The organism is Actinoplanes sp. NBRC 103695 (genome assembly GCF_030269485.1).
In the GTDB taxonomy this organism is placed as follows: Bacteria; Actinomycetota; Actinomycetes; order Mycobacteriales; family Micromonosporaceae; genus Actinoplanes.
Genome location: NZ_BSTL01000017.1, coordinates 164,942 through 186,719 on the forward strand (window position 1 = coordinate 164,942; position 21,778 = coordinate 186,719).

The following is a 21,778-nucleotide window of genomic DNA, read 5'->3' on the forward strand; positions in this document are numbered from 1 at the left end:
GTGAGGCCGAGTGGGCACCCGGGCCGCCTGGCGCACCTGGATCGCCCCGCCCCGGCCGCGAGCGGTGGCAGCGGGGGTGAGTGGGCACTGGGGCGCCTGGCGCACCCCGGTCCGCGGCGGGTGCGAGCGGTGGCAGCGGGGGTGAGTGGGCACTGGGGCGCCTGGCGCACCCGGGTCGGTCCGCGGCGGGCGCGAGCGGCGGCAGCAAGGTGAACGGGCACGCCGGAACCCAGCGGAAGAGCCGCAACGCGCACCCACGCCTCCCGGCGGGTCTTAGATCGCGGCTTCGCGCCCGGTCGAGGTCGGCGATGGTGCCGCGGACGTCCGATAGGCCGCGGCGGTGACTTCGGCCGCTCGGTCCCAGCCCAGGCGTTCGCGGACCGAGCGCGCCCCGGCCTCGGCGAAACGGTGCCAGGTCGCCTCGTCGGTCAGGACCGAGATCAGGCCCGCGGCGAGCGCGGCAGGATCGGCGGGGGGCACGGCCAGGCCGTTGACGCCGGGCTCGAGCACCGCGCGTACGCAAGAGACATCGGTCGCGACCACCGGCAGCCCGACGCTCATCGCCTCGGCCACCGCCATCGCCGGCGGCGACGTGGTGTAGTCGAACTTGAACGGCCACGTGCCCACCTGGGCGGCGGCGAGCTCGGCCAGCAGGTCGGGTACCGGTTCGGTGACCACCTCGACGCCCTCGGCCGTGCCCGCGCGGGACAGGATGGCGGGCAGTTCGGGGCGCGGGATGAGCAGCAGCCGCAGGCGGGCGCCGGGGATCCGGGCACGGACCGCGGGGAACGCCGCCAGCAGCGTGTCCAGCCCGCGCACGCTTTCCGCCCGGCCGGCGAAGACGATCACCGGCCGGTCGGCGTCGAAGCGGGCGCGACGGTCGTCGGCGGGCGCCCCGGACGGCAGGCGGGTGACGGTGAGGCCCCGACTCGCGCCCCGCCGTCCGCCGAGCCGGTCGGCGACGCGCGGGTCGGGGGTCAGCACCGTGGTAACCCCGGCCCGGTGCAGCGCCATCGTGGCCACGGCCGGTGGGAGCAGGGTGGTCAGGCCGACGCGCGGCTGCAGGACGTTGGAGGCGACCATCTCGGCCAGGGTCGCCCGGCGCCAGGCCCGGGGGCCGGGCACGGTCGGCCAGGCGTACGCGGTGAGCACGGTCCGGTACGGCCGCAGCACCGCCATCGCCGCCTGCACCGGCCCGAGCGCCCCGGCGTGCAGGTGCACCACGTCCGGACGGATCGCGGCCAGCGCCCCGGCCAGCGCGGCCGTCCGCCCGAGCGGGAACGTCGCCACGCCGCCGCCGAGCTCGTGCACCCCGGCGAACACGTCGTGCCCGTCGTGCGCGTGCGCGGTCACCAGGTGATGCTCGCCCTCGACCCGGCGCGCGGTCTCGGTGACCGTGCGCCCCATGGCCTCCCGGGCGGAGAACTCGGCGATCAGATGCGCGACCCTCACCGCGCGGCGACCCGGCTGTCCCGGATGCCGAGCATCAGGCCGGCCGCCTCGGTCATTTTGAGCGTGGCGAGCCCGGCAGTGAGGGCCGGGTGACGCAGGAGGCTGCCGGGCTTGCGGAACAGGGCTGTCCGGGCGAACTTGCGCCCGCTCGTGTCGGCGTGCATGCGCACATACTCGTCGATCCAGCGGCCGTAGTAGCGCTTCTTGGCAAAGGTCGACCGCAGCTGGATGCGTCCCTCGTCGTGCCAGATGTACGCCGCGATCCGTCCGATCCGGGTGACGCCGCGGGTCCGGTCGGCCAGATCCCAGTCCTCGGCCGCGGTCAGCCGCTCGTTCCAGCCGCCCAGCAGCTCGATCACCCGGCGGCGGAACGCCCGCGGCGACTCGACCGCGTCGTCGCCGACGTAGAGGCGCTTCTCCAGTTCGCGGCAGCGGGCCAGGAACCCCTCGCCGAACGAGCGCTCGGGGATGACCAGCGCGCCGGTTTCCGGGTTGGCGGTGAACTCGGCCTCGATCTGGCCGGCGATGTGCGGCTCCAGCACCATGTCGGAGTCGATGTACACGACCACGTCGCCGGTGCTGCACGCGGTGCCGCGGTTGCGCTGGGCGCTGCGTTCCGGGCCCCACTGCAGCACCTGATCGGCGTGCCGGGCGGCGATCACCGGGGTGCTGTCGGTGGAACCGTTGTCCACCACCAGCACCTCGACGTCCGGATGGGTCTGCCCGCGCAGCGAGGCGAGGCAGGCGTCCAGCGTGCGGGCCGAGTTATACGTGGGCACCACGAAGCTGATTCTCATGATCTCTCCTAATGTCGGTGTGCGGTGCTCGCGCCTTTTCGGTCACCGCGTCGAGCACCGTCGCGGCCACGTCGTCCCAGCTGTGCGCGCCGCCGTGGGGCAGCGCCGGAAACGGCCCGGCGAACCGGGACGGCATCAGCTCGCAGAGCCAGCGAGCCATGGCTTCGGGGTGCGGGGGCACCACGACACCACCGGCGGCGCGGGTGGAGTCGCGCAGGCCCGGCACGTCGTACGCGATGGTCGGCGTGCCCACCGCGGCGGCCTCGGTGACCACCAGGCCCCAGCCCTCCCGCACGCTGGTCGCCAGGTGCACGTGGGCGCGGGCCATCTCGTCCAGCTTGACCTGCTCGGGCACCCGGCCGAGGAAGTCCACGCCGTCCGGGGCGCCGGCGCGCAGCCGCTCCAGCAGGGGACCGCCGCCGATCATTCGCAGGCGCAGGCCCGGGAGCTCCCTGCGGGCCAGTTCGACCGCGCGCATCACGTCGTAGGGGCGCTTGTAGCTGACCATGCGGCCGCAGAACACCGCGGTCGGCTGCTCGGCCTTGAGCACGGCGGGCAGCACTGCCGGCGGCTCGTAGCCCTCCGGCACGACCGTCACGTCGTGGGCGCCGAAGCGGGCCAGCGCGTCGCGGGTCGACTCCGACACGGCCAGGATCGGCCCGCGGCCCAGGCGGCGCAGCCAGTTCGGCTCCAGCCGGTAGCGGCCGAGGTGGGCGAGCAGTGGCGGCGCGTTGACGTGCCAGATCTCCTCGCAGGTCTGGTGGACGAGCGCGATCGTGCGGGCGCCGTCGTCCACCCACTCGTGCGCCAGGAACGGCACCGTGTTGGTCTCGTCGACGACCACGTCGTACCGGCCGCGGCCGTGCCGCTCCCACCAGCGCCGCGCCTCGCGGTAGACGGTGAACCGGTTGCCGGCGCGCACCACCCGGTAGCCGTCGATCGTCTCGTCGGCGGGCCGGCCGGCGACCGCGGCGGCGAACAGGGTGACCTCGTGACCGGCCTGGACCCAGCGCCGCAGCACCTGCTCGGTGTAGACCTCGGCCCCGCCGGACGCCGGGTGGGTCAGGTCGCGCCAGTTCAGCACCAGGATGCGCACTCGGGGACCTCCGCAGTCAGGCCGCGGCCGCGGCGGTACGGGAAGGATCGGCGGCGTCCGGGCCCACCTGAGGGGTCTTCCGGGCCCAGCGGCGGCCCTCGACGACCGCGATGAGCAGCAGCGTGGGCAGCAGGGCGGCGGCCGAGCACGCGGCGATCCGCGCCGGCGAGTCGTGCCACACCTCGATCAGCGCCACCTCGAGGATCGCGCCCGCCCAGGGGATCGCGATGGTCCAGGCGCGGCGGGCCAGCGCGGCGTGGGTCAGGACGGTGACGAACGAGGTCAGCGCGGCGACCCCGCACAACGCCTGGACGAGACCGTCGGCCCCGGCGTACGCGTCGCCGTAGAGAACGCGCAGCACCAGACCCGGCAGCAGAATGATCAACCCCGCGCCCAGCAGGGCCGGGCCGGTGACCGCGATCCCGCCCCGCACCAGCGCACGCCCCCGCGTGGCCGCGGGCCAGGCCGCGATCAGCTGCGGGAAGACCGCGGCCATGATGCCGGCGGGCAGCGCGAGGACCGTCTTGGCCACGGTGGCCGCCGCGACGTAGGAACCGGACGCGGCGTCGGCCAGGTGGTGCCGGGCCAGCAGCAGATCCGCCGTGGAGAACAGGAACAGGCCGGTCACGGTGAGCCCGGCGTGGGCCACGGCGCCCAGCCGCAGACCTTTCGCGAGGTGCGGACCGGGCGGCCCGCGCAGCTTGGCCACGGCGAGGAGCAGCGCCGCCACCTCCGCCGCGACCGTGCCGGCGAGCGCCCCGGCGACCCCGAACGGCACGATCAGGGCGAACCCGAGCACCAGGCGCGCGGCCGTGGCGACCAGGTAGGTGCCGGCCACGACGCCCAGCCGCCGCGCGCCCAGCAGCAACCCGCGCGCCGCCGCGACCACGGCGGCCACCAGCAGATACGGCGCGAGCAGGGCCGCCTCGGCCGGCGAGTCCAGCCGGAAGTAGTCGCGCATCGCCGGCGAGGCGGCCAGCACGAGCGCGGCCGGCGGCAGCGACCACAGGGCCACCGCGCGCAGCGTCCGGCGAACCGTCGGCCCGGTCAGCCCGTGCTCGGCGACCAGCGCGGACGCGGCGGTCTGCAGCGCCCCCAGCGGCACGCCGAGCATCACCATCGCGCTCAGCACGGCCCCCAGTGCGCCGTACGAGCCGGGTTCGAGCATCCGCCCGACCACCGAGTGGAAGGCGAGGTTGCCCGCGCTCTGCACGGCGACCGCCACGGCGATGGGTGCGGCGCCGGCGGCGGCGAGCCGGGCGACTCGGCGGACAAGGGTCACGGGGACTCCTATCGACGGCCCGCCGCCGAACCTGTCCGGTTTTCCGGCCGAGCTGCCCGGCCACGGCCATAATCAGGATGAAATGACCGAAATTCGACGTACCGAGCTGCTCTCCGCGGTCGCAGAAGCCCTCGACGAAGCCGGGGCGCCCTGGGCCTGGCAGGGCGAGTCCGGCGCGCCCGAACGCTGGGCGGCCGCCACCGGCCCCAAAGACCTGGACATCTGGTGCGCGGCGCCGGGTGATTGGGCCGGCAAACTCTCTGACGCGTACGCCGCGGCGCAAGTGGCCGAGGCACACGACCCGCGCCGGCTGTGCCACGTGAGCGTCGCCGTGGAGACGGACACCGGACCGGCCGTCATCGACGTCACCCACGGCGACCTGCGCGTCGGGCCGGTGCTCCTGGTTCCTTTTCAGGAGTGCCGCGTCGACCCGGAGACACACCGGCTCACCGGCGCCGCCGCCACCGCTGACCTGCTGGTCCGCCCGGTGTTGCGCGGCCGCCTCCCGGAGCGTGGCCGCCTCGAGGAGGCCCGGTCGGCCTGGGCCTGCGCCGAACCCGAGGACCGACGCGGGCTGGCGCGCCGGCTCACCGAGCAGCTCGGCGCCCGGGTCGCCGCCGATCTGATCGCGGCCGCCGACGGCGCGCGCCCCGACCCGGCCCTGCCGCGGCGCGCCCGGATCCGGCTGGCCGCGCGGAGTCTGGCCCCGGGGTCGGTGGCCGCCACCTGGGCGCAGCGCCGCGCGGTGATCCCGGCCGGTGGGTCGGCCGGCCCGCTGGGACTGCGCGCCCGCGGCGTCGTGGTGGCCCTGGTCGGCACGGACGGCTCCGGCAAGTCGACGGTCGCCGACGGACTCCGCGACCGCCTGCACCGCAGCGGCCTGCCCACCAGCCCGGCGTACTTCGGGATGGCGCGTGGCAACCTGCCCGGCGTCGCGCTCGCCCGTCGCCTGCTCAAGGTCGGTTCCACCACACCGTCCACCGCACCGTCCGCTGGGCCGGCGGGGGACGGCGGCTCGGACCACGCCGTTCTGCGCCGGGTGGCCGCGTGGTTCTACGCCGGCGAGTACGTGTGGCGTTACCTGCGCGTGGTCGCGCCCGCCGTGGCCCGCCGCCGGGTGGTCATCGCCGACCGCTGGGTGTACGACCTGCGCGAGTCGCCCTGGCCGGCGTCCCGGGCGGCCCGGTTCGCCGAGCTCCTGGTGCCGTCGCCGGACATCCTGGTCCTGCCGGACGCGCCCGCCGAGATGATCCACGACCGCAAGCCGGAACGCAGCCTGGCCGAGCAGGCCGGTCAGCAGCAACGCTTCCGGGACCTGCTGGCCGAACGCCCGGCCCGGCACGCCGAGGTGGTCGTGGACACCTCGGGCGGCAGTGCCGACCCGCTGGCCCCGCTGGTCGCGGCGGTGGTGCGTGCGGCGCACGGTCCGCGGCGCCGCCCGCGGTGACCCTCCTCGCCTCGCGCCGGTCCGCGCGGCCGGCGCCCCATGCGGCGCGGCACCGGCGGCTGCCCGGGGTGAACCCGCGCACCGCCCGCCTCACCGCCGAGTCGGCGCTGCTCGGCCTGATCGCCGGCGTGATCGTGGTCGCGCCCTGGACCCGGGACGGCTACCTGCTGCTGCTCGACTGGGTGTCCGGGCCGCACCAGACGATCTCGCCCGGGCTCTACGGTCTCGACCCGGCCGCCCTGGACGCGCTGCCGTACCGGCTGGCCACCCACGTGCTGCGGGGAGTCGTGGGCGCGGCCGCCACCGCGTGGCTGGTGCTGCTGGCCTTCTTCCCGATCGCCGCGTCCGGAATCTCCGCCCTGGCCGGCGGCGGGCGCGTCCGCCGGCACTGCGCCGCCCTGTTCGTCTGCTGCAACCCGTTCGTGGTCGAGCGCATCCAGGCGGGGCACGTGGCGTTCCTGCTCTCGGTCGCGCTGCTGAGCTGGCTGCTGGCCTCCGCGGTGCGGGCGCGCCGCCGGGGACGGTGGTTCGCCGCACGGCCGGCCGGCTGGTACGCCCTCGCGATGGCCGTCGGCCCGCACGCCGCCTGGATCGGCGGCGCCATCCTCCTGGCGGTCGCCCTCCTGCCGCGGCCACGCCGAGCCGACCTGGTCCGGACGGCGGTCACGGTCGCCTCGGCCGGGCTGATCTACGCGTACGCGGCGGCGGTCCTGCTCGGGGCCGTCCTGGTCCCGCGGGTCGGCGGTCAGGACCTCGAGGTGTACGCCCCGCATGCCGGCTCCGGCGGCCTGCCCGTGACGCTGCTGTCCCTGCAGGGCTTCTGGCGGGCCACCGCCGACAGCAGCCCACCGATCGTGCTCGGCCCGATCCCGGTCGGGGCGATGATCGCCGCGGTGGTCGCCGGGCTGGTCCTGCTGTGCCGCCGCGACCGGGTCGCCGGCGTGCCGCTGGTCCTGCTCGCCGTGACCGGTCTGCTGCTCGGCGCGGGCATCCACGGCCCGCTCGGCGGGGCCTACCGGGCCGCGTTCGACTCGGTGCCCCTGTTCGCGGTGATGCGCGAGCAGCAGAAGTGGATCGCGTTGCCGCTGCTCGCCTACGCGGTGGCGGTCGGTGTGACCGCGGAGGCGCTCGCAACCGTGGCCCGGGGCGCAAAGCCCCGCCCGGCCGCTTCAGGCCCGGCCGCTTCAGGCCCGGCCGCGGCACTCCCGGCGATGATCCGGGCCGTTGCCGCCGCCGGGCTGGTCGCGGTCGCCGGGGTCGGTGCGGCCGTGGCGCCGTCGCTCGCCTGGGGCCTGGGCAACAGCGTCCAGGTCAGCCAGTACCCGGCGTCCTGGTACGCCGCCGACGACCTGATGGGCGCGGGCACCGAGGGCGTGCTGTTCCTGCCCTGGCACCAGTACCAGCCGTTCGGCTTCACCGGCTCCCGCACGGTGGCCACCCCGGCCGGCGCGTTCTTCCGGCGTCCCGTGCTCACCAGCGACGCCGTCGAGCTCGGCCCGGTGCGCACCAACTCGGTGTCCCGCCGCACCGCGTACGTGCAGCGCCTGGTCGCGGCGGGCGGCGCGGGCCACTTCGGCCGGCTGGTCGCCCCGCTCGGGATCCGCTACGTGGTGCTCGCCCGGGACCGGGAGGCGGACGGCTACACGTGGCTGGGGCGGCAACCCGACCTCCGCCGGGTGATGCGGACCCCGAACCTGGACGTCTACCGGGTACAGCCGACCGGCACCGGCCGGGTCGTGTCCGCGCGGGTGGCCGGCCACGACGAGGCGGTGGCGCTGGCCGCGCGAGGCGAGCTGGGCACCGAGGCGCTGCTCCCGGACGACATGGCGGGCGCGGACGGCCAGGCGGCGGGCGTCGTGCCCTCGGCGGCGGCCGGCCGGATCCAGCGGATCAGCTCGACCCGCTGGCGGGTGGCGCCCGGCTCGCCGGGCTGGGTGGTGCTGCCGGAGGAGTGGTCGGCCGGCTGGACGGCGGGGGAGGCGCCGACCCGCCCCACGGTCGCGGGGACGGTCGCGGTGCGTGCGGGTCCGGGCGAGGTCACCGTCACGTACGAGCCGTGGCGCCGGCTGCGGATCGGCCTGGGCGTCTCGCTGCTCGCACTGGCGCTGCTGATCGCGGCCGGCCTCGTCGAGCACCGCCGCGACCTGCGCACGTGGTGGACCGACGACGGTGGTAGCTCAGCGCGCTATCCAGGCCCCGGATAGCGCGCTCAGCTACCACTTCGGTCAGGCGGCCTCGGCGACCTGGGTGGCGGTCCAGGCCGGGGCGGCGAACTGCGCCGGGCGGACCGCGACCGGGGCGACCGGGCTGTACTGCGCGCCCAGGTGCAGCCGGGCGAAGATGACGAAGGTGTCGCGGATGGTGCGCAGGATGGCCTTCGAGGTGACCGTGGAACCTGCCACGCGCTCCTCGAGCTGGACCGGCGCGGCGGCGAAGTCGCGGATCCCGGCGGCCTTCGCGGCGACGAAGAACTCCAGGTCGAAGGCGAAGCGGCGCTCGCGCAGCCGGGGCAGCAGGTCGGCCAGCACGTCGCGGCGCAGCACCTTGCAACCGGTCTGGGTGTCCCGGATGCCCAGGACGAAGAGCAGGCTGACCAGCGTCGAGTAGAACAGCGACACCAGCTTGCGGAACGCCGACGACGCGCTGACCGAGGCGGCGTGGCGCTTGTCCGCGTACACGCCGGCGTGGTTGCCCTCGCGCGCCTGGCGCAGGAACGTCGCCAGGTGCCGCGGGTCGATGTCGCCGTCGGCGTCGACGAACCCGATCCACGCGCCGCGGGCGGCGGCGAAGCCCAGGTGCAGCGCGGCGCCCTTGCCCTGGTTGACGGGGCTGACGATGACCCGTACGCGATCAAGGCCGTTGAGGGTGTCGGCCGAGCCGTCCGTGGAACCGTCCGACACCGCGACCACCTCGAACGCCACCTGCTCGGCGGTCAGGCTCGCGATCAGCTTCTCGACCGTCGGCCGCAGCGACGCGCCCGGGTTGTAGAACGGCACCACGACAGTCAGCTCGACGGTGGGGTCGGCGGCCGCCCACAGCCGGGAGACGTTCACGAGCTGGGCCTGGCGGGCCGGGAACGTCGTGGCCGGGCCGGTCGTCGAGTGCAGCGTGTCGGTCATGCCCGTGTCGATCGGCGGGCAACCTCAATGCAACCTCTAGCCCGCTTCAAGCCAGCGGCAAGGTTGCCGGCAGGTTGTGCACGGCGCTTTCAGCAACTTTCGGGTGTCACCATCGCAACCATGACCCGACGTCCCGCCGCAGCTCTCGTGCTCGCCGGCGCCGTGCTGGGCGCGGTGCTCGCGCCGGGCGCCGCGCTGGCCGACGGTCCCGGTTACGGCGGGACCGCCGACTCGCTCACCGTGGAATGGCAGGCCCAGAAGGCCAGGCCTGAGCTGGCGGTCTACGCCGTCGGTTTCAAGGGCGGGTCGCCGGTGCGGCTGCGCGTGGGTTCCGGCACGGAGGAGTCGATCGCCGCGGACACCGCGGGCGCGCTGAAGATGCTGGTGGCCCAGGCGGGTGGCCGGCTTGCTCCCGGCACGAGCGTGGTCGCGGTGGGCAAGACCCCGGCAGGAGCTTTGCGTACGCTCGTGGGCTCGGTCCCGCCACCTGCCGCGGGCACCGGGCTCTCGGACATGGCGCCCTGGACGGCCGCCGTGGCACTGGCCGGAGCGGCCGTCGCGGCAACGGTCACGCGATCGAAGCCGGGCAGGCACCGGCCCGGGAAGCACCGGGCGACGGCGGTGGCGTGAGAAGGGTCTACGGCTCGAAGCGGTAGCCGACGCCGCGCAGCGTCTTGATGTGCCGCGGCGTCGAGGCCGACTCGCCCAGCTTCTTGCGCAGGTTGCCGACGTGCACGTCGATGATGTGGTCGTCGCCGTACCAGTTGTCGCCCCACACGTCCTCGAGCAGCTGGCCGCGGGTGAACGTGCGGCGCGGCGCGGACGAGAGCAGGTCCAGGATGCCGAACTCGATCTTGGTCAGGTCCAGCACGACGCCGTCCCTGGTCACCTCGCGCACATCCGGGTCGATGCGCAGGCCGCCGTACTCGCGGACCTGCGAGGCACCGCCGGACGGAGTGCCACTGCGCGGCCGGCGGCGCATCGCCTGGATCCGGGCGGCCAGCTCACGCGGCGAGAACGGTTTGGTGACGTAGTCGTCGGCGCCCACCGACAGGCCCACGACCTTGTCCAGCTCGTCGGCGCGGCCGGTCACCATCACGATGTACGCGTCGGTGAAGAGCCGGATCTGCCGGCACACCTCGATACCGTCCAGGTCGGGCAGGCCGAGGTCGAGGATGGCGAGGTCCGGGCGGTCCTTCTGGGCCCGGTCCACCGCCTGCTTGCCATCGGTCGCCACGATGACGTCGAAGCCTTCCCGCTCCAGCAGATGCTGGCAGAGCAGGATGAACTCCGGCGAGTCCTCGACGACGAGAGCGCGCGGCCTGGTCATCGTTCCTCCTGTTGCGCTGCTCGTGCTCTGCGGGGCGGACGAGTCACATATCGGTCGCGCGTACGGGGAATCAAAGGTTCTGAGGAAGCGGCCCGGGCCGCGCCATGAAGTAGCCCTGACCCAGCTTGACCCCGAGCGACCGCAGCTTCTCGTGCTCGTCCTCGGTCTCGATGCCTTCGGCGATCAGGATGGCGCCGATGTCCTCCGCGAAGCCGACCAGCGAGCGGGCCAGCGCCATCCGCACCGGATCGGTGTCGATGCTGCGGGTGAGCGTGATGTCCAGCTTGATGATGTCGGGACGCAACTGAAGGATGTGGCTCAGGCTGGCGAACCCGGCGCCGGTGTCGTCCACGGCGATGAGCATCCCGGCCGCCCGCAGCTGATTGGTCACGTCCACCAGCGCGCGATAGTCGGTGACCTGGGCGTGCTCGGTCAGCTCGACGGCGACCCGGCTGCTGGCGTGCCGCAGCAGCGTCGCCGTGACCCGCGGCGTGAGGAGAGCCTCCACCGACAGGTTCGCGCTCATCCAGGTGTCGGCCGGGATCCGGTCCAGGCTCTCCAGCGCCCGGTCCAGGGCGACCAGCTCCAGGTCGACGCCGATGCCGGCCCGGGTGGCCGCGGCGAACGCCTCGGCCGGGCTGGGAAACTGCTCCTTGTCGAAGCGGGCGAGCGCCTCGTACGCCTCCACGCCGCCGTCCGAGAGCCGCACGACCGGCTGGAACGTCGGCCGGATCGCCTGCGAGTCGATGACCTCCTGGAGGTCGCGGACGGCGGGCGCGGTGGCCGAGGTGTTCGTCATGCCGTCACGTTCGGCTCGGTGTCTCAAGGCGGGCTCAGGCCGCGGTCAAGAGATCGGCAAGCCGTTTCCTCAACAGTGTGCCCCGGAAGCCGACAAGACCTCTGTGCCGTCCCCGCTGAGCCGTACCCGGATGATCGCCTACCTGGCCTCGTCCGCGGTCCTGGCCGCGCACGTCGTGCCGGTGCTGGCCTCGGACGCCCGGGTCGGCTGGACGGCGCTCGCCCTGACCGCGATCGCCGCGATGCTCGGCGTAGTGGCCTGGGCGACCTTCCGCGGCCGGCTGCTGCCCGGCGAGCCGGTGCTGACCCCGGTCCTGCTCGTCGTCGCCGGTGGCGGGCTCAGCGGCCCGGTCCGGATCATGACGATCGGCATCGCCGTGTTCGCCGTCCTGGCCCTGCACGGGTCCGTGCGCGCCTGGGCGGTCCGTTCCGTCCTCGGCCTGGCCGTGCTGCCCGGCGGCACCGCCCTGGCCGCGATCACCGGGGCGAACGACCTGTCGTGGCGATCGGCGGCCGTGCTCAGCCTGGTGCCGTTCGTGGTGCCGGTGGGCCTGGTGATGCGCAACATCAACCGGGTGCTCACCCAGCAGGAGACGGTTTCCGCCCGGGACGCCCTGCTCTCCTCGGCGGGCGGCCGGATCCTCGCCGCCCAGCAGGTCGACGAGGTGCACCGGATCGGCATCGACCTGGGCAACCGCATGATCGCGCTGGCCCCCGGCGTGGTCATGATCATCGTGAAGGCGCGCGGCGGACAGCTGACCGTGGCCCGGTCCATCGGCCTCGACGAGCAGCTCCACGGGCGCCTCCTGCCCGACAGGGTGCTGGACGATCCGGCGACCGTCTTCGCCGACATGGTCCCCGGCCATCGGTACTGGCACATGGAATATGTGGTGGACCGCCACCTGCTGCTCGGCGGAACCCGCCCGATCACGGACGCCGAGGTCGACGCCTACCGCAACCTGGTACACCAGGTCGTGCTCGGTGAACGCAACCTGATCAGCCGCGCCGAGCTGCTGCACCGCGCCCACCACGACTCGCTGACCCAGCTGGCCAACCGCGAGTACTTCTTCGACACCCTCACCGACGCGGTGACCAGCGCCGCCGCCGGCTCGGTCGCCGTGATGACCGTCGACCTGGACGACTTCAAACAGGTCAACGACACCCACGGCCACGGCGCGGGCGACGACCTGCTGGTCGAGGTCGCCCACCGGCTACGCGCCGGCGCCGGCCCGAACGGCGTGGCCGCCCGCCTCGGCGGCGACGAGTTCGCGGTGCTGCTGACCGGCCTCACCGACGCACACGAGGCGGAACGGATCGCCTGGGACCTGCGGGACCGCCTGATCGCCCCGATCCGCGTCGGCGGCGCCGTCGGCCACGTCCTGCACGTCGGCGCCAGCATCGGCATCAGCGGCGCCCGCCGCGACGCCGCCGAGCTCATCCACCTCGATGGCCCCGACGCCGACCTCGTTCGCGTCGGTGGCGCCGGCCCCGACGCCGCCGAGCTGATCCGCGAGGCCGACCTGGCCATGTACGCCGCCAAGGCGGCCGGCAAGAACCGCGTCGAACGGTTCACCCCGGTGCCGGCGCCCCGCTGATCCCGGGCCGGCCGGGTTGATCCGATCTGATGTGATGGCCGGCATGACCGAGCTCGGACCCGTCACGTGGCCACCCGATCCGATCCGGACCGAGAGACTCGTGCTCCGCCAGTCCGAGGCCCGGGACCGTCCGGCGTTCATCGAGCTGATGTCGTCGCCCGAGGTGAACACCTACCTGGGCGGCCCCCGGCCGCGCGCCGAGCTGGAACGCGAGCTGCCCGAGACGCCCGAGCGGTGGCCCGGCAGTTTCGTCGTCGATCTCGACGGGTCGATGATCGGCCAGATCCTGCTCAGGAGGCAGGCCAGGCACCGCCCGGCCGCCGTGGGGAAGGTCGACCTCGGCTACCTGTTCCTGCCGCGGGCGTGGGGATCCGGGTACGCTACCGAGGCATGCGCGGCGGCCCTCGACTGGTTCGACCGAGCCCTTCCCGGCGAGCCGGTGGTGCTCGCCACCCAGACCGCCAACACCGGATCGATGCGCCTCGCGGCGAAGCTGGGCTTCACCGAGGTGGAGCGGTTCCACGCCTGGGACGCCGACCAGTGGCTCGGCCTGCGGTCCCCGGTCACGCCGCCCGCTTGAGCCGATGGCTTGCGCGCGGCATCCTGTCGGAGCGGTCCTGCCGGTTGTCGAAGGAGCGCGGCGGCGCAACTCCGGACGCCGCGGACCCGTTCACCTGACGTGACTGATCCTTCTCCCGGGCGTGGCCGCCGGGCCGTCCCGCTCCTGGCCGCCGCCGGCGTCCTCGCCGTTGTCGTCGCCGGCGTCCTGCTGGCCGCCCACCAGCAGGACCGACCCGAACGCCCCGCCGTCACCCCGCTGCCACCGCCGTCGCCCGGTGTCGTCAGTGCCGGCTACGTGGGCAGCCATTGGCGTCTCACCGCCGTGGCCGACCGTCGCGGCACGACCGCGATCCCCGCGACTGTCGACGCGTGGCTGGAGCTGGCCGCCGACGGCGAGTTCCTCGCCTCCGACGACGTCAACACGATGAACGGTCGCTTCACCCCGACGAGCGCCGGCTTCGACGTCTCCGACACGATCACCACGCTTGCCGGGTACGACGGCAACGACCCCGTCCGGTCGGCCGCCATCACCGGGATCGGCTCGATGACCTTCGTCCCGCCGGCCCCGTCGAGCAGCCCTTCCGAGGCGCCGCCCGCACACGTCACCTTCCTGTCAGCGAACCGCGAACACCTGGTCGTGCAGGCCGCCGGCGTGCGTCTCACCTTCACCCGGAGCGGCCCGGCCGGCAGGCTCACCGCCGACCTGCCACCGGTCACCGGCTCGGCCGACGTCCCTGAACAGCACAACTAGAGATCTCGCGGTGGAGGTCTGGTGAGGGCCCGGGTCCGCCGGCGCGGTGAGGGTTCGCATTGCCGGGTTTTCTGGTGCGTGCCCTTGCTGCCGGCGCTTTCGCCGAGCGCGGGGCAGGCCGGGTTGCCAGGCGGCCGGGGTGCTCACTCACGGTGGTTGCCGCCGCTCTCGCGGTGTTCCGGTCACTCGAGGCGGTTGCGCCGCGCGCGGTGGTTCGGCCGCTTCCCGGCGGGGAGCCAGGCACGAGTGTGTAGCCCAAGGCGCCTCGTCCCACCACTCACGCGAGCGTTGGTAGCTCAGCGCGGCGTTGGTAGCTCAGCGCGGCGTTGGTAGCTCAGCGCGGCATTTCGGCCCGGATGCCGCCCTGGCCCACCACTACGTGCCCGCTCCTACCACCCGTGCCCGCTCCTACCACCCGTGCCCGCTCCTACCACCCGTGCCCGCTCCTACCACCCGTGCCCGCTCCTACCACCCGTGCCCGCTCCTACCACCCGTGCCCGCTCCTACCACCCGCGCCCGCTCCTACCACCGACCGCGCCCGGCCACGGCCGCGAGCGGCGGCAGCGACAGTGAGTGGGCACCCGGGGGCCTGGCGGACCCGGCCGAGCCCCGCGCTGGCCGCGAGTGGCGGTAGCGACGGTGAGTGGGCATCCGGGGGCCTGGCGGAGCCCCGAGCTGGCCGCGAGTGGCGGCAGCGACGGTGAGTGGGCATCCGGGGGCCTGGCGGAGCCCCGAGCTGGCCGCGAGCGGCGGCAGCGACGGCGAGTAAGCCCGGCCGCCTGGCGCACACCGGCCGAACTCGCACCGACCAGGAGCGACAGCGGTGACAGGGTGTCAGGCCGCGGGGAGGGAGTAGACGCGGCGGGCGGTACGGCCGAGGACGTCCTGGCGGATCTCCAAGGGGTGGCGGTCCAGGACGCGGCGCCAGGTGGTGAGCAGGGTGGGCAGGTCGGTCCAGAGTTTCTCGATCGGGAAGTTGCTTCCCCACATGCAGCGGCGGGAGCCGAACAGGGCCAGGCACTGCGAGGTGACCAGGTCGATCAGGGGTTCGTCGACGCGGTGCACGAAGGTGCCCTGGCCGGTCAGTTTGACGACCACGTTGGCCTGGTCGGCGAGCAGGCGCAGGCCTCGTTTCCACGCCGCCGTGTCCGAGGCGTCGACCAGCATGCCGGCGTGGACCAGGACGAAAATGGTGGACGGGAACGCGGCCACGAAATCGGCGGCGTCGACCATCTGCTCGGGGAAGACCTGGAGCTCGAAGAGCCAGCCCAGCTCCGCCAGGACCGCGATGTTGTCGCGGAAGACCGGGTCGTTCATCCGGGACGGGCCGGAGGCGAAGCGGAACTCGGGGCGGTCGTGCCAGTGCAGTTGGAGCCGTACGCCGCGGATCAGCGGGGACAGCGCCGCCTGGCGGCGCATCACGTCGGCGGCGCCGGGGGAGAAGAGGTCGGCCGAGGCGATCACCGCGGTGGGCCAGCCGGCCTCGGCGTGCACGTCGTTCAGCCAGCGGACCTCGTCCTCGCTGCGGTCGAGCGGCCAGTTCGTCTGGACGTACACGGAGGATCGGATGCCGCAGGCCGTCGCCTCGGCCACGTATTCGCCGATCGGGTAGTCGCGGCGGATCGGCTCGTAGGGGCCGAAGATGCGCGGGATCATCTCGCCGCTCAACCACGGCAGGTCGGCCCGGCGCCAGATGTGGTGGTGGGCGTCGACGATCTCCACGTCGGGAGCGGTCATGTCGGTCATGTCCAGTGTCTCCAAGCGGATCGGCGCGGGCCGGCGGTGACGGCCGGCAACATCAGAACCTGGTCAAGGGCAGAGCTTTCATCGCGTACGCCGCCCAGCTGGTCCAGGTGTCCGAGCACGGCGGCCATGCCCCGGGTCACCGGACGGTAGGAGGGCGCGCAGGCCAGCGGCGACCACCAGATCAGCCGGTGCCCGAGCCGCGCGAAGCGTTCGACGGCCTTGACCATCGGCGTGCAGTCGCCGCGTTCCAGCCCGTCGGAGATGACCACGATGAGCGCGCCGCGGGCGAGCGCCAGATATCGCGGGTTGTCCTGGAACTCCTGCATGGCAGCGCCGATCGCGGTGCCGCCGTCGGCATCCGGCACGGTCCGGGACACCGCCTGCAGCGCGCGCCCGGCGTCGGCGGTGGCGAGTTCGCGGGTGATCCGGGTGAGCCGTGTGCCGAACGTGAAGACCTCGGCCGGCGCGGCGTGCGCGATCCGGAGCAGCGACGGGGTGTGTTCCTTGAGCGACCCGGACACGTCCAGCAGGATCAGCATCCTCCAGGGACGCTGGGGGCGGGTGGTCCAGTGCAGGTCCACGATCTCGCCGTCGGTGCGCCGGGCCTGCCGCAGCGTGCGTCGCATGTCCAGCACCCGCCCGGACCTGGCGGGACGCCGCCGCCGTGACGGCACGGCCGGCAGGTTGGCGGCGAACGCGGCCCGCAACGCGTGGGCGGGCCCGGCGCCGCCGAAGTCCCGTCGTTTTCGCACGGACAGGGCGCTCGCCTCGATGCCGCCGCCCTCCCGGGGATCGCCCGAGGGAAGGTCCTGCCCGCCGGAGGAGGCCGCCGGCGCCGAGCCCTCATCGTCAGAGAGCGACGGCAGCTGGGCGCCGCCCCGGAACCACGCGTCGAAGACCCGATCGAACACCGGCAGACCGGCGACGTCGCCCAGCAGCGTGATCCGGGCGTACCAATAGAGCCGGTGAATGTCTGGGGGTGTCGAGGTCGCGACGGCGCGCAGGAAGTCGGCCTGCTTGCCGGGTGGGGCCCCGATGCCCGAGCGCCGCAGGTCGTCCAGGAAGCCCCGGATCAGGTCACGGATGGCCGAAGATCTCCTCCGAACGGGCGGCGAGCAGGCGGGTGTCCTCCTCGTCCTTGATGAGCAGGCCCAGCGACCGGCGCAGCGCCGCCGGCCACGCGCTGCCCTCCGCCGCCAGGGCAGCCGCCCCGCGGGCCCAGTCCACCGACTCCGCGATGCCGGGGCGCTTGAGCAGCGGCAGCGTACGGATGTCCTGCACCGCCCGGACCAGAGCGCCGGCCGCCGCGTCCTCGAGGCCGGGCACGTGCGCGTCGAGGATCGCCCGCTCGCGTTCGGCGGACGGGAACTCGATCCAGTGGTAGAGGCATCGCCGGCGCAGCGCGTCGTGCAGTTCCCGGGTGCGGTTCGAGGTGAGCACCACGACGGGGGTGTGCTTCGCCCGCAGGGTGCCGAGCTCGGGGACGGTGACCTGGAAGTCGCTGAGGAACTCCAGCAGGAACGCCTCGAACTCGCTGTCCGCCCGGTCGATCTCGTCGATCAGCAGGACCGCGCCGTGCTCCGAGCGGGTCGCCCGCAGCAGCGGGCGGGCGAGCAGGAACTCCTCCGCGTACAGGTCGCCGATGTCCTGGCCACGCGCCTCCGCCGTGCGTACCCGGAGAAGCTGTTTGGGGTAGTCCCACTCGTAGAGCGCCTGGCCGGAGTCCAGCCCCTCGAAACACTGCAGGCGGATCAGCTCGCGGCCGAGGACCCGCGACAGCACGGACGCCAGCTCGGTCTTGCCGACGCCCGGCTCGCCCTCGAGCAGCAGCGGCCGCCCGAGGAGCAGAGCCAGGTGTACGGCCGTGAGCAGCCCCTCGTCGGCGAAGTAGCCTTCGTCGCGCAGGGCCGGTGCGAGATCCACTACAGCTGCTGGTGCTCGGTGGTCAGCAGGTGCACCCGGTTGGAGGTGTGCGCACCGGCGTCGGCGGCGGCGGCCTTGCCGTGCTCCGACGCGAACGCCGCCACCCGCGCGTCGTCGTCGTCGAAGTAGAGCTCGTTCACCGCGTCGAACGCCGGATCGTCGCCGCCGCTCACGTTCACCACGTACTTGCGCAGCCCGGGCAGCTTTTTCGCGAACTCCAGGTGGTCCTCGACGACCCACTTCGCGAAGTCGTCCTGCGACAGACCCTCGGCCCGCTTCAGCAGCGAGATGACCTTCAACATCAGGTGGTTCCCTTCAAGGCGTCCAAATCCCGCAGCACTCGCTCGGGGGTGAAAGGCATGGTTTCCACGCGTACGCCGCACGCGTCGAAGATGGCGTTGGCGATCGCCGGGATCGGGGCGTTGGCGGTCATCTCGCCGATCCCCTTGGCGCCGAACGGCCCGTTGTCGGCCGGGCGTTCCAGGATCACGCTGTACTGCCGGGCGATGTCCGCGGGCCCGGGCATCAGGTACTCGGTGAAGTCGGCCGGACCGTGGTCGCGGGCCGGGTAGTACGGCTCGGTGGCCTCGAACAGCGCGTGCGACATGCCCATCCACGCGCCGCCCTCGACCTGCTGGGTGACCATGGCCGGGTTCAGGGCACGGCCGATCTCGTACGCGTTGTGCATCTCCAGCACCTCGACGACGCCGGTCTCGTCGTCCACCTCGACCACGGCGACCGTGCACGCGTGCGCCTGGCACGAGTCCGGGTCCATCTCGCCGGTCTCCGGCACCACGGTGCTCTGTTCCTTGAGGAAGATGCCCCGCCCCGAGATGGTCCGGCCGTGCTTGAAATGCGCGGCGAGAGCCAGGTCGGTGATGTGGATCCGCTTCTCCTCGGCGCCCTTGACCGCGATGAAGCCGGTGCCGTCGGTCTCCAGGTCACCGGGGTCGACTTCGAGCTCGTCGGCGGCCACCGCCAGCATCACCTCGCGGGCCTCGGCGGCCGCCATGATGACCGCGTTGCCGACCCGGTGCGTGCCCCGGCTGGCGAACGTGCCCATGCAGTGCGGCCCGGTGTCGGTGTCGGCGGTGTCGATCAGGATGTTCTCGAACGGCAGCCCGAGCACCTCCGCCGCGCACTGGGCGACCACCGTCTTGAGGCCCTGCCCCAGGTCCACCGAGGACAGGCTGACCACGAACGTGCCGGTGGTGGTGGAGTGGATCAGTGCTTGCGACGGGTCGCCGCCGAGGTTCATGCCGGTCGGGTAGTTGACCGACGCGTACCCGCGGCCCTTCAGCTTTGCCATGACGACATCTCCTGGAACTCCGCGGGCAGGTCGTGGCCGACCATCTCGGCCGCCTTCTGGATGACCTCGATCAGCGCGGTGCCCTCGGCCGGCTTGCGGTGCGCGGTCAGGTCGCCGTCGCGGTAGGCGTTGATCAGCCGCAGTTGCAACGGATCCATGTCCAGCGCGCGGGCGATGCGGTCCATCTGGGACTCCAGCGCGAAGTCGGCGATGGTCACCCCGAAGCCGCGCATCGCGCTCGACGGGGTGCGGTTGGTGAAGACGCAATGGCAGTCGGCCCAGACGTTCGGGATCGCGTACGGGCCGGGCAGGTGGGCGGCGGCCTTGGTCGTTCCGTACGGGCTGTGCCGCGCGTACGCCCCGGAATCGACGTAGAGGGTCACCTGGCGGCCGGTGATGCGCCCGCCGGACATCACGGCGTCCTTGATGATGATGCGTTCGGCCGCCCGCGGCGACGACACCTGCATCTCCTCGCGGCGGTTGTAGACGAACTTCACCGGCCGGCCGGTCAGCATCGCCGCCACGCAGGACACCGGCTCGACGACCACGTCCACCTTGCCGCCGAAACCGCCGCCGACCGTGCCGCCGACGATGCGGAGCTTGTTGAACGGCGTACCCAGGATCAGGGCGGTGTTGTCGAGGGTGAAGAAGCAGGCCTGGGTGTCCGAGTGGATGCGCAACCGGCCGTCGGCCTGCGGGACGACGATGCAGCCGGTGGTCTCGGTGGGGGCATGCTCGATCGGCGCCGACTGGTAGCGCCATTCGAAGACGTGATCCGCCTGTGCGAACGCCTGCTCGACGTCGCCGAACCGGATCCGGCGGCAGTGGTGTCCCTCGTACGTGAAGAAGTTCGTCCGCTGGTGCTCGTTGACGATCGGGGCGCCTTCCCGCAGCGCTTCCTCGACGTCGAACACCGCCGGCAGGTCCTCGTAGTCGACGACCACTTTCGCAGCGCCTTCATAGGCGGCCGCCTCGGTCTCGGCGATCACCGCGCAGATCGGCTCGCCCCGGTAGCGGACGGTGCCCTCGGCCAGGATCGGCTCGTCGTCGGGCTCCACGCCGATCAGCTTGAGCGGGGTGAAGAGGTTGTTCGGGATGTCGTCGGCGGTCAGGATGCGGACGACGCCCTTGGTCTTCTCCGCCTCGCTGGTGTCGATGCCGGCGAGGCGCGCGTGGTGGCGCTCGGAGCGGGCCATCTTCAGGTGCAGCAGGCCCGGCGGGTTGAGGTCCTCGAAGAACTCGGTGCGGCCGGTGACATGGCCGAGGGCGTCCGAGCGCTGGACGGCCGAGCCGATGACCTTGTAGCCGGTCATTTCCGCCTCCCTGCCGCGTCGAGGATCGCCGCGACGATCGCGCGGTAGCCGGTGCACCGGCAGACGTTGCCGGAGATGGCCTCGACCACCTCGTCGTGTGTGGGATCCGGGTTCTCCGCGAGCAGCGCCTCGGCCGTCATGATCATCCCGGCGGTGCAGAAGCCGCACTGCGTCGCGAAGCCGTCCAGGAACGCCTGCTGCACCTCGTCCAGGCGCTCACCGTCGGCCACGCCCTCCAGGGTGCGTACCTCGGCGGCCTCGATCGTCTCCACCGCGACCAGGCAGGACATGACCGGCTTGTCGTCGACCAGGACCGTGCACGTGCCGCAGCTGCCCTGGGCGCAGCCGCGCTTGGCGGCCATCAGGCCCAGCCGGTCGCGCAGGCTGGTCAGCAGGGACTCGGCGGGCCGGGCCAGGAACTCCTGCTCCCGGCCGTTGACGGTCAGGTTCACCACGCTCGACGGCATCAGGCCTCCTCGTTCTGGAACGCGCGGCGTACGTGGACCGGGAGCACGCGGCGGCGGTACCAGGCGCTGGCGTAGGCGTCGTCCCGGGGATCGATGTCGGCGAGGGCTGCTTCTCCGGCGGCGTCGAGCACGTCGCGGGTCAGCTCCTGTCCCCGCAGGACCCGTTCGGCCGCGGGGGAGCGGACCGGTCCGGGTGCGACGCCGCCCAGCGCGACGCGGACCGTGTCTCTGTCGACGACCGCGGCGACCGTGACGATGGCGGCCGAGTTGAGCTTGCGGCGCATGGCCTTGTGGTAGAACCACGTGCCCTCACGGGGGACGGCGAAGCGGACGGCCGTGACAATCTCGCCAGGCCTTCTGTTCCACTCGGCGATCGGTGTCTCCTGGCCTTCCGCGATCTCGACGGTCGCGTCCAGGGCGAGCAGGCAGACCGCGAAGTCGCCGTACGGCTGGGGAACGAAGAGGTTCCCGCCGACGGTGGCCAGGTTCCGGATCGTCGGCGAGGCGAGCGTCCTGATGGCCTCGCTCAGGAAGCCGAGCCCGCTCCGCAACTCGGCGAACGTCGTGGTCGCACCGACCCGGGCGACCCCTTCGTTCACGGTGATGCCGGACAGGCCCGCGTGGCGCAGGCTGATCAGCTCGGTGTCGGCGACCGGGCCGGTGTTCACCTCGGCCATGACGACCGTGCCACCGGCCATGACCCGCCCGCCCCGCGCGGCGGCCTCGGCGGCGGCCTCGGCGGACTCCGGCATGCGCACTGCGGTGATCATCGGCGCCTCCCGCGTGATCGAC

21 protein-coding genes are annotated in these 21,778 nt (G+C 73.3%); 6 read left to right on the plus strand and 15 right to left on the minus strand.

Going from position 1 to position 21,778, the window contains the following annotated elements:
* Positions 1-273 precede the first annotated feature (273 nt).
* From QSK31_RS29625 to QSK31_RS29640, 4 genes are read right to left on the minus strand one after another with little or no spacing between them, the layout of a single operon-like run.
* Positions 274-1,452 carry a glycosyltransferase family 4 protein gene (locus QSK31_RS29625; RefSeq protein ID WP_285687773.1) on the minus strand — a complete coding sequence of 393 codons (1,179 nt, stop codon included), beginning with the start codon at positions 1,450-1,452 and terminating at the stop codon, positions 274-276.
* The gene (locus QSK31_RS29630; protein ID WP_285687775.1) at positions 1,449-2,249 is read right to left on the minus strand and encodes a glycosyltransferase family 2 protein; all 801 of its coding nucleotides are present in this window, start codon (positions 2,247-2,249) and stop codon (positions 1,449-1,451) included. Before QSK31_RS29630 ends, QSK31_RS29625 begins: the two co-directional genes overlap by 4 nt.
* Positions 2,218-3,345 (minus strand): glycosyltransferase family 4 protein, encoded by a 1,128-nt coding sequence (locus QSK31_RS29635; protein WP_285687776.1) that lies wholly within the window; start codon positions 3,343-3,345, stop codon positions 2,218-2,220. The genes QSK31_RS29630 and QSK31_RS29635 overlap by 32 nt, the downstream gene beginning before the upstream one ends.
* Positions 3,346-3,361: 16 nt before the next feature.
* Positions 3,362-4,627, minus strand: a complete 1,266-nt coding sequence (locus tag QSK31_RS29640) for a polysaccharide biosynthesis protein (RefSeq protein ID WP_285687777.1) — start codon at positions 4,625-4,627, stop codon at positions 3,362-3,364.
* Positions 4,628-4,709: 82 nt separating this feature from the next.
* Between QSK31_RS29640 and QSK31_RS29645 the strand changes: the two genes are divergently transcribed.
* A complete protein-coding gene (locus tag QSK31_RS29645) occupies positions 4,710-6,074 on the plus strand; it encodes a thymidylate kinase (protein WP_285687778.1) in 1,365 nt (454 codons plus the stop codon).
* A gap of 68 nt (positions 6,075-6,142) precedes the next feature.
* Positions 6,143-8,278, plus strand: coding sequence for a hypothetical protein (locus QSK31_RS29650; protein ID WP_285687779.1), 2,136 nt, complete (start codon positions 6,143-6,145; stop codon positions 8,276-8,278).
* Positions 8,279-8,299: 21 nt separating this feature from the next.
* On the opposite strand, the gene QSK31_RS29655 is transcribed toward QSK31_RS29650, so the two are convergent.
* Positions 8,300-9,193 (minus strand): glycosyltransferase family 2 protein, encoded by an 894-nt coding sequence (locus QSK31_RS29655; RefSeq protein ID WP_285687780.1) that lies wholly within the window; start codon positions 9,191-9,193, stop codon positions 8,300-8,302.
* A 120-nt stretch (positions 9,194-9,313) separates the two neighbouring features.
* On the opposite strand from QSK31_RS29655, the gene QSK31_RS29660 reads away from it, so the two are divergent.
* Positions 9,314-9,823 carry a hypothetical protein gene (locus tag QSK31_RS29660; RefSeq protein ID WP_285687781.1) on the plus strand — a complete coding sequence of 170 codons (510 nt, stop codon included), beginning with the start codon at positions 9,314-9,316 and terminating at the stop codon, positions 9,821-9,823.
* A 7-nt stretch (positions 9,824-9,830) separates the two neighbouring features.
* On the opposite strand, the gene QSK31_RS29665 is transcribed toward QSK31_RS29660, so the two are convergent.
* Both QSK31_RS29665 and QSK31_RS29670 read right to left on the minus strand, forming a co-directional pair.
* Positions 9,831-10,523, minus strand: a complete 693-nt coding sequence (locus tag QSK31_RS29665) for a response regulator transcription factor (RefSeq protein WP_285687782.1) — start codon at positions 10,521-10,523, stop codon at positions 9,831-9,833.
* A gap of 70 nt (positions 10,524-10,593) precedes the next feature.
* Positions 10,594-11,322 (minus strand): EAL domain-containing protein, encoded by a 729-nt coding sequence (locus QSK31_RS29670; protein WP_285687783.1) that lies wholly within the window; start codon positions 11,320-11,322, stop codon positions 10,594-10,596.
* A 103-nt stretch (positions 11,323-11,425) separates the two neighbouring features.
* Here QSK31_RS29670 and QSK31_RS29675 point away from each other — a divergent pair, with 103 nt between their 5' ends.
* The 3 genes from QSK31_RS29675 to QSK31_RS29685 all read left to right on the plus strand — a co-directional run bounded on the left by QSK31_RS29675 (position 11,426) and on the right by QSK31_RS29685 (position 14,228).
* Positions 11,426-12,916 (plus strand): GGDEF domain-containing protein, encoded by a 1,491-nt coding sequence (locus QSK31_RS29675; RefSeq protein ID WP_285687784.1) that lies wholly within the window; start codon positions 11,426-11,428, stop codon positions 12,914-12,916.
* A gap of 43 nt (positions 12,917-12,959) precedes the next feature.
* Positions 12,960-13,496, plus strand: coding sequence for a GNAT family N-acetyltransferase (locus QSK31_RS29680; RefSeq protein ID WP_285687785.1), 537 nt, complete (start codon positions 12,960-12,962; stop codon positions 13,494-13,496).
* Between the two features lie 99 nt (positions 13,497-13,595).
* Positions 13,596-14,228, plus strand: a complete 633-nt coding sequence (locus QSK31_RS29685) for an META domain-containing protein (protein WP_285687786.1) — start codon at positions 13,596-13,598, stop codon at positions 14,226-14,228.
* An 834-nt stretch (positions 14,229-15,062) separates the two neighbouring features.
* Here the strand turns inward: QSK31_RS29685 and QSK31_RS29690 are convergent.
* The 8 genes from QSK31_RS29690 to QSK31_RS29725 are packed head-to-tail and all read right to left on the minus strand — an operon-like array spanning position 15,063 to position 21,756.
* Entirely contained in the window at positions 15,063-15,974 is a 912-nt protein-coding gene (locus QSK31_RS29690) for an amidohydrolase family protein (RefSeq protein WP_285687787.1), read from the minus strand.
* Positions 15,971-17,059 (minus strand): vWA domain-containing protein, encoded by a 1,089-nt coding sequence (locus tag QSK31_RS29695; RefSeq protein ID WP_502873028.1) that lies wholly within the window; start codon positions 17,057-17,059, stop codon positions 15,971-15,973. Before QSK31_RS29695 ends, QSK31_RS29690 begins: the two co-directional genes overlap by 4 nt.
* A complete protein-coding gene (locus QSK31_RS29700) occupies positions 17,052-17,897 on the minus strand; it encodes an AAA family ATPase (RefSeq protein WP_285687790.1) in 846 nt (281 codons plus the stop codon). Before QSK31_RS29700 ends, QSK31_RS29695 begins: the two co-directional genes overlap by 8 nt.
* Complete coding sequence (locus QSK31_RS29705) at positions 17,897-18,199, minus strand: EthD family reductase (protein WP_285687791.1); 303 nt, start codon at positions 18,197-18,199, stop codon at positions 17,897-17,899. The genes QSK31_RS29700 and QSK31_RS29705 overlap by 1 nt, the downstream gene beginning before the upstream one ends.
* A complete protein-coding gene (locus QSK31_RS29710; protein WP_285687792.1) occupies positions 18,199-19,206 on the minus strand; it encodes a xanthine dehydrogenase family protein molybdopterin-binding subunit in 1,008 nt (335 codons plus the stop codon). The genes QSK31_RS29705 and QSK31_RS29710 overlap by 1 nt, the downstream gene beginning before the upstream one ends.
* Entirely contained in the window at positions 19,194-20,519 is a 1,326-nt protein-coding gene (locus QSK31_RS29715; RefSeq protein ID WP_285687793.1) for a xanthine dehydrogenase family protein molybdopterin-binding subunit, read from the minus strand. The genes QSK31_RS29710 and QSK31_RS29715 overlap by 13 nt, the downstream gene beginning before the upstream one ends.
* Positions 20,516-20,986, minus strand: a complete 471-nt coding sequence (locus QSK31_RS29720; protein WP_285687794.1) for a (2Fe-2S)-binding protein — start codon at positions 20,984-20,986, stop codon at positions 20,516-20,518. Before QSK31_RS29720 ends, QSK31_RS29715 begins: the two co-directional genes overlap by 4 nt.
* The gene (locus QSK31_RS29725) at positions 20,986-21,756 is read right to left on the minus strand and encodes an FAD binding domain-containing protein (protein WP_285687795.1); all 771 of its coding nucleotides are present in this window, start codon (positions 21,754-21,756) and stop codon (positions 20,986-20,988) included. The genes QSK31_RS29720 and QSK31_RS29725 overlap by 1 nt, the downstream gene beginning before the upstream one ends.
* Positions 21,757-21,778: the final 22 nt, after the last annotated feature.